Origin of the sequence: Polaribacter haliotis, assembly GCF_014784055.1 — a bacterium.
In the GTDB taxonomy this organism is placed as follows: Bacteria; Bacteroidota; Bacteroidia; order Flavobacteriales; family Flavobacteriaceae; genus Polaribacter; species Polaribacter haliotis.
Genome location: NZ_CP061813.1, coordinates 959,168 through 972,221 on the forward strand (window position 1 = coordinate 959,168; position 13,054 = coordinate 972,221).

The window sequence follows — 13,054 nt, forward strand, 5'->3', positions numbered from 1 at the left end:
ATGAAGAAATTTTTTCCACTATTTTTAATATTTATTGCATTAAACACATTTTCACAAAAAGAAGCTAACTTTTGGTATTTTGGTTTTAATGCTGGTCTAGATTTTACGGATTGCGATCCTAAAGCTATTGATAATGGTAAATTAAATACATTTGAAGGGTGTTCGACTATTTCAAATTCAAGTGGAGAATTACTTTTTTACTCAGATGGAATAACTGTTTGGGATAAAAATCACGACATCATGCCAGGTGGAACTGGACTTAGAGGAAATCCTTCAAGTGCGCAATCTGCATTATTTGTTCCTCATCCAACTGATAAAGATTTATATTACCTTTTTGTAGTTGGTGGTCAAGGAGATGCTGGTTTTTTTTATTACACAATCGATATAACTCAAAATGGAGGTTTGGGTAGTGTTATTACAGGGCCAGTAGATTTAAGTGATGGAAATAGTAGTGATTGGACAGAAAGAGTTACTGCTATTCAATCTTCAAAAAGTAATGAAATTTGGGTGATTTCTGCAAGTAAAAGAAATTTATATTCATATTTAGTTAACAATAGTGGTGTTGAAAGAACACCAATAATTACCAATATCGATAATACAGATATTGGAACTAGAGGTAGTTTAAAAGTCTCTCCTGACGGAACTAAATTAGTTATTACAAGCCAAGGTACAGATTGCTTATTGTTTAATTTTAATGCAGATAATGGTAGAATTACAAATAAAAGCATATTAAATGCTGGTGACGTAAGTTATGGAGCGGAATTTTCTCAGACAGGAAATAGGCTATATATTTCTACAGGTAGCCATAACCAAACTGCTGGTGCATTCCCACAAGATGCTTTTATTTATCAATTTGATTTAACTAAAAGATCCATTACAGATATAAACAATTCTAGAAATATTATAAATAATTGGTTGGGTTATAGAGGTGCCTTACAACTTGGCCCAGATGCAAGAATTTATTACGCAACAAGTGGAGAAACAAGTCTAGGTGTTATTAATAAACCAGAAGAATTAGGAAGCGATGTTATTTATGAGCAAGAAGGAATCTCTTTAGGGTCAAAAGTTTCTTCTGAAGGTTTACCTCCTTTTATTCAGTCTTTCTTTAAAGTTGCTTTAACTGATGTAGATACAGGTAGAAAAATTATTGGTGAATTTTTAGTTTGTATAGGAGATACAAAAAATTTAGGTATTAGTAGTATTTTAGATTTTGATGACACTGCAGATACAGCAGAACCAATAACTTACGAATGGTATAGAGATGGAGCTCCTTTATCAGTTGGTAACACTAGTCAGATTGTTGTTGGTAATCCAGGAAGGGATACAGATGGAATTTATTCTTTAAAAGCAATATACTTTAATAAATGTGGTAGAGAAAGATCGTTAGAAGCTGTTGCACAAGTAAGATTTGAACCAAAGCCTACAGTAAATTCTATAGATATCTATGATCAATGTGATTATGATTCTAATTCTATTGATGGTTTTACAACATTTAATTTAGAATCTAAAGAACCCCAACTAACTGGAGGAGCAACTGATGTAATTGTCGAGTTTTTTGAAGATGATGATACTCCAATTATCGATAAAGTAGGTTATATAAATAGAGATGTAGCGAATATAACAAATCACGTTATTAAAGTTAAAATTACAAATACAAATACTGGATGTTTTCAATTTGGTAGTATGGAATTAAAAGTAACACCAACATCTGGTAGTTTCAATTCTTTTGATTCCATTTACGAACAAGAAATAAATATATCTTCTACTCCAGAAATAAACAGTGAAGGTTCTAACGATGCTATTTTTAATTTTGAAGCTAAAATAGATGATATTATTTTAGCTTCTGGAGGTGCTTTTAACAGAACAGACAATCAATTTTCTTTTTACCAGACAAGAGAAGATGCAGAAAAAGAAACGGATGTAATTAAACCTCCATACGATACGTATCATTTTACAAATGAAACAGATATATATGTAAGAATTTCTAAAAATAATACCTGTGAAGGAATTGGTCTTTTTAAGTTATTTGTATTAGAAATTCCAGAACCAATGGGCAACACAAGTATAGTTCCATTATGCATAAATTTCCCAGAAAATGTTCCTGTTTTAGAGACAAAACCTCTAAATGGAAGTTCCAATGATCCTTCTGACACTTATAAATGGTACTTAAATAATAGTTTAATTAGTGGCGAAACAGATCGAATATTAAATGCTAGTAAAGAAGGAACTTATAAGGTAGAAGCAAGTAGATTCTATGGAAATGATTCAGGTACAGAAGACGATATAACTATAATAGGTTACAATACATTTACAGTGGAAGAATCTAGCACTGCAATCATAGAATCTTTGGATTTAGTAGACGACCAAGATCTTTTAGAAGAAAACACATTAACTATAAAAGTTAACGGAAAAGGAAATTACGAATATGCTTTAAATAGTAATGCCATTACTGCCTTTAGAAAAGGAGAAGAAAACCTATCTTATACATTTACAAATGTAGAACCAGGTTTAAATACTGTTTATATAAGAGATATTAAAGATTGTGGAATAGTATCTACTAAAGAAATATCTTTTGTATATTTTCAAAGACATTTTTCTCCAAATGAAGATGGAGAGTTTGATACATGGAAAGTACAAGGAATAGATAATACTTTCTACACAGTAGTTGATATGCAAATTTTCGATAGATATGGTAAGCTATTAAAGGTAATAAATTTAAAAACAGAAAGTGGTTGGAATGGTACTATAAATGGAAAAATGATGCCTTCGAATGATTATTGGTACAATGCTACATTAATTGATAAAAATGGAAAAGTCCGTAAAAAAACTGGAAATTTTGCTCTAATTAGAAAGTGATTTTTAAAACTACACCACATTGTTTAAATTATAAATTATTTTTTTAGATGAAAAATTATTTAATTCTATTTATATTATTTTTTACACTAAATATATTTTCTCAAAATGAAACAAATCATTGGTTATTTGGGAACAATGCTCATGTAGTATTTTCTAATGAGGATGATAATTTAACAGTTTTAAATGATAGTAAAACATCAAGTTCTAAAGGATCTGCTTCAATCTCCGATAAAAACGGAGATTTACTTTTTTATACAAATGGAATTAATGTTTGGAATAAAAAGCATCAAAGAATGCTTGGTTCTTCAGGAATATCATTAATTGCAAATGATATTGAAGCTCAAAATTCAATTATAATTCCAAAGCCTAATTCTAACAATATATACTACATTTTTACAATAAAAACTGTAGATCCTGAAAACGATATAAATTCTGCAAACGCTGGTTTATATTATTCTATTGTAGATATTTCAAAAAATAATAATCTAGGTTTACTTATAGAAACAAATATTTTAATTAAAAAAAATGTAGTTGGAAAAATAAGTGCTGTTCATCATAAAAATGGAAAAGATATTTGGGTTTTAACAAATGGAAAAAAAACTGAAACCGAAGACTATTATGATGTTTTTTATTCTTTCTTAATAGATTCTTCTGGTGTAATTAAAGATCCTGTAGTTTCAGAAAATGGAGACATATTTATATTCGATTCACTTGGTGAATTAAAACTCTCTCCTAATGGAGAAAAAGTTGTCTATGCTGCAAACGATTCAGGAGCTTTTGTTTTCGATTTTAACTCTAACAATGGAATTGTTTCTAATCCAAAAAGATTGTCGCTTGCAACATCTCCTGGAGACAACTCTTTTCCATATGGTGCAACATTTTCTATAGATTCCAACATTATATATTTAGAGGCATTAGATAATAGTGATAATTCTAGATTATATCAATTTGATTTAGAAAATTCAGGTTCATCAAATTTTATTAACTTTTCATTCATAATAAATCTTAATAAAAATAGAGGTGCATTACAATTAGCTAGAAATGGAAAAATTTACTATGCCACAAATTCTGGAGAAGGTTTTTTTGAAGGTCTAGAATTCTTAAATGTAATTAACAATCCATTAGGTAAAGATAGGAATGAAATTAATTTCCAACAAAATTCTGTAAATCTTTTGGAAGGTAAAAGCAGATTTGGACTACCAAATTTTATCCAATCTTATTTTCGAACAAGAATATTAAACGAAAAAGGTTGCGAAAATAGTGCTGTTAACTTTATTGTAGATACATATACAGATATACAAGATGCAGATTGGGATTTTGGAGATGGAAATACATCAACACTAATTAATCCAAACCACACTTATAACTCTCCAGGTAAATACATAGTTAAAACAACTGTAAGAATTAACAATTCACTGATAAAATTAAAAAAAGAAATCGAAATTTTTGCTCAACCAGAAGTTCAATCTGGTAAAAGCTTAAAACAATGTGATACAGATAATGATGGTATAAGTTTGTTTGATTTAACAGATATAAAAACTGAAATAACCGATATAGATAATAAACTTATTTTTTATAAAGATAACGCCGATTTAATTAGCGACAAACCAATAATTAATCCAGAAGGTTACGAAAATGAAAGTAATCCACAGAATATTATTGTAAAAGTAATTAATAAAAATGGATGTTCTAATATAACTAACTTTACCATAGAAACTTTATTTGTTCAATTAAATAATATTGATCCTATTTTCACTTGTGAAGATTCTGATGGTATTTCAGGTAATAATATGGGAGTATTTTCTTTAGCAGAAAAAAGAAAATCGATAAAGACAAATTTAAATTTATCAAATGATACAACTCTAAAATTTTATTCAAACCCTAAAGATGCTCAATTAACCAAAGATGAACTACCAGATGATTATCAAAGTATAACAACAACTATTTGGGTTAGAGCAGACAATGCTTCAGGTTGTGGAGGAATTCAATCTTTTAATGCTACTGTTAATTCACAACCAATTATAAACTTAATAGACTCTTACACTATTTGTTTTAACCCAAGTTTAAAACCTCCAATTATATTATCTGCAGATGTTAGTTCGGAAAAAAACGAATGGAGAAATAGTTTAGGAACTATAATAAGTACAGCAAAAGACTTTACCCTTACTAATACAGGAATTTATTCTTTAACCTCTTACAATACAGAAAATGGTATAGAATGTTCCTATACAAAAGAATTTGAAGTTATAAATCCGGAAAGTGCTGTTTTTTCTGATGTATTAGTAAATACAGAAGATGAAACAAATAATACTTTAGAAATATTTATAGATGGGAATAGTACTTATGAATTTTCTTTAGATAATAATATATTTTTTGGAAATTCGAATAACTATACCTTTACAAAAGTAACCCCAGGTTTAAGAACCGTTTATGTAAGAGATATTAATAATTGTGAAACACCTATCCAACAAAAAGTATCTGTTTTAGGAACTAAAAAATTTTTCACTCCAAATGGAGATGGAAAAAATGATTATTGGAATATTAGAGGCCTAGATCCCAATTTTTTTAAATCTATAAATATTGTAATTTTTAATAGATATGGAAGAATTGTAGCATCCATAAACGATTTTAACTCTCCAGGTTGGGATGGAACTTTTAACGGAAAAATGTTAATCTCTAATAATTATTGGTTTACTGTTGAAATTATTGATATGGATGATAATGTTATTAAAAAAACAGGAAATTTCGCTCTAATTAGAAAATAATAAATAAAAAAGTATCCGTATTTTTACAGTATGGATTTTAAATTGGTATCAGAATTTTCTCCAACAGGAGATCAACCACAAGCAATTAAAGAACTTTCTAACGGAATTTTATCTGGAGAAAAGTACCAAACCTTATTAGGTGTTACTGGTTCTGGAAAAACTTTTACAGTTGCGAATGTTGTAAAACAGGTTAAAAAACCGACTTTAGTTTTAGCACACAATAAAACTTTGGCTGCACAATTATATTCTGAGTTCAAACAATTTTTCCCCGAAAATGCAGTAGAGTATTTCGTTTCTTATTACGATTATTATCAGCCAGAAGCGTATATTCCTGTAACTGGAACGTTTATAGAAAAAGACTTATCTATCAATGAAGATATAGAGAGATTACGTTTAAGCACCACTTCTTCCCTACTTTCAGGGCGAAGAGATGTTTTAGTTGTAGCATCTGTTTCTTGTTTATATGGTATTGGAAATCCAACAGAGTTTAAGAAAAACGTAATTCCTATTCAAGTTGGTCAACAAATTTCCAGAACCAAATTTTTACACCAATTAGTACAGAGTTTGTATTCTCGAACAGAAGTAGAAATAAAAAGTGGAACTTTTAAAGTAAAAGGCGATGTCGTTACAATTTATCCTTCTTATGGAGATAATGGTTACAGAGTTCATTTTTTTGGAGATGAAATCGAAGAAATAGAATTGTTCGATTTAGAAAGCAATACAATCATTAATACTTTTGAAGAATTAAGCATTTATCCCGCAAATTTATTTGTGACTTCACCTGATATTTTACAAAATGCCATTCATCAAATTCAAGATGATATGATGAAACAAGTCGACTTTTTCAATGAAGTAGGCAAACATTTAGAAGCAAAACGTATTAAAGAAAGAACTGAATTCGATTTAGAAATGATTCGAGAATTAGGATATTGTTCTGGAATTGAAAATTATTCTCGTTATTTAGATGGAAGATTGCCAGGAACAAGACCTTTTTGTTTGTTAGATTATTTTCCTAATGATTATTTATTGATTATTGATGAAAGTCACGTTACTGTTCCACAAACGCATGCAATGTATGGTGGAGACAGAAGTAGAAAAGAAAATCTGGTAGAATATGGTTTTCGTTTGCCAGCAGCAATGGATAACAGACCTTTAAAATTTGAGGAGTTTGAAGCCATTCAAAATCAAACAGTTTTTGTTTCTGCAACTCCTGCAGATTACGAATTACAAAAGACAGAAGGTGTTTTTGTAGAACAAATTATTAGACCAACAGGATTATTAGATCCTATTATAGAAGTAAGACCAAGTTTAAATCAGATTGATGATTTGATTGAAGAGATTCAAACCAGAGTCGAAAAAGATGAAAGAACTTTAGTAACAACTTTAACCAAAAGAATGGCAGAAGAGTTGACTAAATATTTAACAAGAGTAGATATTCGTTGTAGATATATACATTCTGATGTAGACACTTTAGAACGCGTAGAAATTATGCAAGATTTGCGTAAAGGGTTATTTGATGTTTTAATTGGAGTAAATTTATTGCGTGAAGGTTTAGATTTACCAGAAGTTTCTTTGGTTGCTATTTTAGATGCAGATAAAGAAGGTTTTTTAAGAAATACTAAATCTTTAACTCAAACCATTGGTAGAGCAGCAAGAAATGTAAATGGTTTGGCAATTTTATATGCCGATAAAGTAACTGCAAGTATGCAAAAAACGATTGACGAAACGGATCGTAGAAGAGAAAAACAGATTGCCTATAATACAAAAAACAACATCACTCCTACTCAAATTAACAAAAAAATTGATAATACATTAACGAAATCTGCTGTTTCTAGTTATCATTACGACAATGCAAAACAAGTTGCTGCAGAACAAGATTTACAATATTTACCAAAAGAAGAAATTGAAAAGCGAATTCGCTCAAAACGTAAACAAATGGAAGCTGCTGCAAAAGGTTTAGACTTTATTGTTGCTGCCCAACTACGTGATGAAATTGCTGTTTTAAAGGAAAGTATTTAAAAAAAAATCACTCCTTTATCATCCTCAATTTAATAATACTATCTATTAATTTACTTGCTTTTTTCTCGTAAATAGAGTCGTCTTTTTTAGTCCAACCATCCTTTGCGTTCTTATTAACTCTGCTATTATTTATGTACTTTAATTGTTTTTGGAGTTTTTTAATTTTTTGCTGAACAGTTAATTCTTTTTCTTCATTATAACCGAGTCTTTTTAGGTTTTCTTCTAATGTTTTAACTTGCTTTAAGTAGTTTTTTTCCTTGGCTGGAGACCATTTTTTAGCTGTTTCAAACTTTTCTTTCTGCTTATTTAGAAAATCTATTTTAGCCTTTATTTTTTTAATTAAAACTGTATAATCTTGTTCTAAAACAACAATGGTTGCTTTATTTTCTATCATAGAAATAGCTCCAAACGAAAAGTTAGTTGCAAAAATAAAGAGTAAAAAAAATGTAATTTTAAAAGAGAGTTTCATAAAATATAAATATACTATTTTCATTTCAAAAATTAAGCCAAAAAAAAGCCTTTACAAAAATGCAAAGGCTTTTATTTATAATATTAAGCTTTTTAAGAAGCTTCCAAAACTTCTTGTACTTTGTCTGCAGCTTCTTGGAATTCTGTTGCAGAAATAATTTCCATACCAGAATTGTCTATTAATTCTTTCGCTTCTTTTGCATTAGTACCTTGTAAACGACAAATAATAGGAACATTTATTCTATCTCCCATACTTTTATATGCATCTACAACACCTTGTGCAACTCTGTCACAACGAACAATACCTCCAAAAATATTTACTAAAATTGCTTTTACGTTTGTATCTTTTAAAATAATACCAAAAGCAGTTTCAACTCTTTGTGCATCTGCTGTTCCACCAACATCTAAAAAGTTAGCAGGTTCTCCTCCAGATTCTTTAATTAAATCCATAGTTCCCATTGCTAAACCAGCTCCGTTAACCATACAACCAACATTTCCATCTAAATCTACATAGTTTAAACCAGCAGCTTTTGCTTCTACTTCAATTGGGTTTTCCTCTCTTAAATCACGCATTGCCGCATAATCTCTATGTCTATATAATGCATTTTCATCTAAAGATACTTTAGCATCTACAGCCATAATTTTATCGTCAGATGTTTTTAACACTGGGTTAATCTCAAACATTGCAGAATCTGAACCAATATATGCTTTGTATAAATTCGTAACAAATTTTGTCATTTCTTTTAAAGCAACTCCAGATAAACCTAAGTTAAAAGCAATTTTACGTGCTTGAAAAGGCATAATTCCTAATAAAGGATCTATTTCTTCTGTAAAAATTAAATGAGGAGTTTCTTCTGCAACTGTTTCAATATCCATTCCACCTTCTGTAGAATACATAATCATGTTTCTACCAGTAGCTCTGTTTAATAAAACTGACATATAATATTCTTCTGGCTCAGAATCTCCAGGATAATAAACATCTTCGCAAATTAAAACTTGATTTACTTTTTTACCTTCTGCAGATGTTTGTGGCGTAACTAACATCATTCCAATAATTTCATTAGAAATGCTTTCTACTTCAGCTAAATTTTTAGCTAATTTTACCCCTCCACCTTTTCCACGACCACCTGCGTGAACTTGTGCTTTTATAACATGCCAACCAGTTCCGGTTTCTGCAGTTAACTGTTTTGCTGCATCTACAGCTTCTTTATGACTACTTGCAACAATTCCGCGTTGTATTCTAACACCAAAACTGTTTAAAATTTCTTTTCCTTGATATTCGTGTAAGTTCATTCTTGTAAATGTTTAAAACGTTCACAAAAATACAAATTCAGATGTGAATCTGCACAAACTTTCAAATAAAAATAACAAAAGTTATAATCTTTAAATTTCTTTAAGAAATCTTTAACGTTTCTAAAGTGTAACGGTTCTAAATTAAAGGAGTCTTTCTATTAATTAACACAATTTTGTAAAATTTTATAAGTACGTTAAATAATTTTGCAATTGCTATTACTTACTATCAACCTAAGCAACATGTTCAAAAAAATCTACTTACCATTATTATTAATGTGTATTTCTTTTCAATTGAGTGCACAAATTAATAAGGATCGAAAAAAAGTTACAACTACAAGAATTAAAAAAGCTCCAAAAATTGATGGAATTTTAGATGATGAAGCATGGAAAAATGCGGAAGAGTTAACAAATTTTATCATTTTTAGACCCGATAATGGTGTTGCAGTTAAAGATCAATATCAAACTACAGTAAAAGTTGTTTATGATGATGATGCTGTGTATATTTCTGCAATAATGTTAGATCTAGACCCAGAAAATATTCCTCGAGAATTTGCAGTTAGAGATAATTTTGGACTAGCAGATTTCTTTTTGGTAACTATAAACCCAAATGACGATGGCCAAAATCCGTTTGAATTTATTATACAAGCAGCAGGAAACAGAATAGATGCCAAAGTTTCTAATGGAGACGAAGATATAAATTGGAGTGCTGTTTGGGAAGGCGAAACTAAAATAACTGACAAAGGTTGGAATGCTGAAATGAAAATTCCATATAGAGCCATTCGTTTTGCTAACAGACCTATACAATCTTGGGGATTCAACTTTCACAGAAGATTAGAAAAATTAAACGAACAACATACTTGGACACATATAGATAATGCTGTTGGAAGATGGACGCAATATGATGGTTTAATTGAAGGTTTTAATAATTTAAAACCGCCAACAAGGTTAAATTTATATCCTTATGCGTCTGCAACTTCTGTTTCTTTTGACGGAGAAACAACGTACGATTATAGTGTTGGTATGGATTTAAAATATGGTATAACAGATAATTTTACATTGGACGCAACTTTAATTCCAGATTTTAGTCAAGTTGGTTTCGATAATGTAGAATTGAATTTAGGTCCTTTCGAGCAACAATTTACAGAACAACGTCAGTTTTTTTACAGAAGGTACAGAACTTTTTAATAAAGGAAATCTATTTTATTCTAGAAGAATTGGAGGTGCTCCAATAGACCAATTCAATGTTTCTTCAACATTAATTAAACAAGATAATTTCGATTCTAATGGTCAAAGAATAAACGAAGAAATTATAGATTATCCTGGAAAAGTAACCATGCTAAATGCTGTAAAAATATCTGGTAGAACAAAAAGTGGTTTAGGAATTGGCTTTTTTAATGCTATTACACAAACAACACAAGCAACCATTAGAACAACTACAGAGCAGATGAATGGTGCTACAACTTCAGAAACAATTACAAACAGAAAAGAAGTTATAAACCCATTCTCTAACTATAATATTATGGTTTTAGACCAACAATTTAACCAGAATTCTACAATAACATTAATTAATACAAATGTAACTAGAGATGGTCGTTTTAGAGATGCTAATGTTACTGCTTTAGATTGGCATATAGAAACAAAAGACAGTAAGTACAATGTAGATGGTTCTGTTAGAATGAGTAATATTTTTGACGATGTTAATAACCCCAATACTGGTTATACTTTCGATAATAGTTTTGGATACAATTCTGGGCATTGGAATTGGGAACTGGGTTACAATTTCGAAAACAAAGATTTTAACCCTAACGATTTAGGAATTTTGTTTAGCAACAACGAACAAACAATTTACGGAAGTGCTGGTTGGCGAACTTTACAGCCCACAAAAAAATACAATAGAGTAAATATAAATTTTTACAACCAAGCTAATTTTCAGCATTTTTCTGGAGTTTTTACTGGCTACAATGCTGGTTTAAATGCTTCTGCACAAACTAAAAAACGTTTAACTTTTGGTGGAAACTTAAACTATGGTTCCGAAAATAGAGATTATTTCGAGCCAAGACAAGGAAACACAAGTGGTATTTACTTTTTAAGACCAGAAAGAATGAATATAAATACTTGGATTTCTACCAATTCTCAGAAAAAATTAGAACTAAATGCAGATATTTATTTTACTAATTATACAAACCATCCACAACAAAATTATGGTTTTAGCTTGAGTCCTCGTTATCGATTTACGAATCAATTTTCTTTGCAATATCAGTTAAATTATAACAAAAAAGAAAACGATCAAGGTTATGTAGATGAAGATGTTAATAATATTATTTTCGGGCAAAGAGATAGAAAAAGTTATACAAATACAATATCTGGAAAATACAATTTTAGCACAAAGTCTTCCCTTTCTTTAAGTTTTAGACATTATTGGAGTGATGTAGCTTATAAAGATTACTACAATTTAAATTCGGATGGTTCTCTTTCTAACAACAATAATTACATAGGTGAAGATGTTAATTTTAATAGTTGGAACTTAGATTTAAACTATTTCTGGCAATTTGCTCCAGGAAGTCAATTAATTGTTTTTTATAGAAATTCTATTTTCGATGCGAATAGTAATTCTGGTTTAGATTTCTATGAAAATTTAGAAAATTTATTCGATCAACCAAATCAGCATACTTTTTCTGTAAGGTTTGTATATTTTATAGACTACAATGCTATAAAGAATTTATTTTAAGTTCTTTTGGGTTGATTGATTTAATAAAGTTTGATACGAAATCAGAAATGCATTATGCGTTTCTGATTTCTTTTTTATACTTCATCTTAAAAAAAACTTTTTCTCTGTAAGGTTTGTATATTTTATAGACTACAGTACTATAAAGAATTTATTTTAAGTTCTTTTGGGTTGATTGATTTAATAAGATTTGATATGAAATCAGAGATGCGTTATGTGTTTCTGATTTCTTTTTTATACTTTCGTTTGAAATTCAACAAAAGATGATTGTTAGCAAAAATATTCATAAATATTATGGTGATGTAGAAGTACTCAAAGGAGTAGATTTGCACATAAAAAAAGGTGAAATTGTTGCAATTGTTGGTCCATCTGGAGCTGGAAAAACTACACTTTTACAAATTTTAGGCACTTTAGATAAACCTTTAAAAGAAAAAAACTTTGAACTTTCTATAAACGATATTTCTCTCAAAAATTTATCGGATAAAAAATTATCATCATTTAGAAATAAACATATTGGGTTTATTTTTCAATTTCATCAATTATTACCAGAATTTACAGCATTAGAAAATGTGTGTATTCCTGCATTTATAGGAAAAAAAGGAAAAAAAGAAACTGAAAAAAGAGCCCAAGAAATTTTAAACTTCTTAGGTTTATCTCATAGAATCGACCATAAACCAAACGAACTTTCTGGTGGAGAGCAACAACGTGTTGCAGTAGCAAGAGCTTTAATTAACAATCCATCTGTAATTTTAGCAGATGAACCAAGTGGAAATTTAGACAGCGAATCTGCTAAAAATTTACACGAATTATTTTTTAAACTTCGAGATGAATTTGGCCAAACTTTCGTTTTAGTTACTCATAATAAAGAACTTGCAGAAATGGCAGATAGAACACTTACCATGAAAGATGGTAAAATTATGTAGCCAAA

General features: G+C 29.5%; 7 protein-coding genes and 1 pseudogene. 6 read left to right on the top strand and 2 right to left on the bottom strand.

What is annotated here, in order from left to right; all coding sequences use genetic code 11:
• The 3 genes from H9I45_RS04000 to uvrB are packed head-to-tail and all read left to right on the top strand — an operon-like array spanning nt 1 to nt 7,640.
• A complete protein-coding gene (locus tag H9I45_RS04000) occupies nt 1–2,856 on the top strand; it encodes a T9SS type B sorting domain-containing protein (protein WP_088355148.1) in 2,856 nt (951 codons plus the stop codon).
• A 47-nt stretch (nt 2,857–2,903) separates the two neighbouring features.
• Nucleotides 2,904–5,621 carry a T9SS type B sorting domain-containing protein gene (locus H9I45_RS04005; RefSeq protein WP_088355149.1) on the top strand — a complete coding sequence of 906 codons (2,718 nt, stop codon included), beginning with the start codon at nt 2,904–2,906 and terminating at the stop codon, nt 5,619–5,621.
• A 30-nt stretch (nt 5,622–5,651) separates the two neighbouring features.
• On the top strand, nt 5,652–7,640 hold the full coding sequence (gene uvrB / locus H9I45_RS04010) for an excinuclease ABC subunit UvrB (RefSeq protein ID WP_088355150.1): 1,989 nt from the start codon (nt 5,652–5,654) through the stop codon (nt 7,638–7,640).
• A gap of 7 nt (nt 7,641–7,647) precedes the next feature.
• Here the strand turns inward: uvrB and H9I45_RS04015 are convergent, their stop codons facing one another.
• Together H9I45_RS04015 and sucC are read right to left on the bottom strand one after the other, a co-directional pair.
• A complete protein-coding gene (locus H9I45_RS04015; RefSeq protein ID WP_088355151.1) occupies nt 7,648–8,133 on the bottom strand; it encodes a hypothetical protein in 486 nt (161 codons plus the stop codon).
• A gap of 68 nt (nt 8,134–8,201) precedes the next feature.
• A complete protein-coding gene (gene sucC, locus H9I45_RS04020) occupies nt 8,202–9,401 on the bottom strand; it encodes an ADP-forming succinate--CoA ligase subunit beta (RefSeq protein ID WP_088355152.1) in 1,200 nt (399 codons plus the stop codon).
• Between the two features lie 240 nt (nt 9,402–9,641).
• On the opposite strand from sucC, the gene H9I45_RS16385 reads away from it, so the two are divergent.
• The 3 genes and pseudogenes from H9I45_RS16385 to H9I45_RS04030 all read left to right on the top strand — a co-directional run bounded on the left by H9I45_RS16385 (nt 9,642) and on the right by H9I45_RS04030 (nt 13,049).
• Entirely contained in the window at nt 9,642–10,586 is a 945-nt protein-coding gene (locus tag H9I45_RS16385; protein ID WP_254712587.1) for a carbohydrate binding family 9 domain-containing protein, read from the top strand.
• A gap of 16 nt (nt 10,587–10,602) precedes the next feature.
• Nucleotides 10,603–12,129: pseudogene (locus H9I45_RS16390) on the top strand (DUF5916 domain-containing protein); the annotation flags it as partial.
• Nucleotides 12,130–12,389: 260 nt separating this feature from the next.
• Nucleotides 12,390–13,049 (top strand): ABC transporter ATP-binding protein, encoded by a 660-nt coding sequence (locus H9I45_RS04030; RefSeq protein WP_088355153.1) that lies wholly within the window; start codon nt 12,390–12,392, stop codon nt 13,047–13,049.
• The last annotated feature ends 5 nt before the right edge of the window (nt 13,050–13,054 follow it).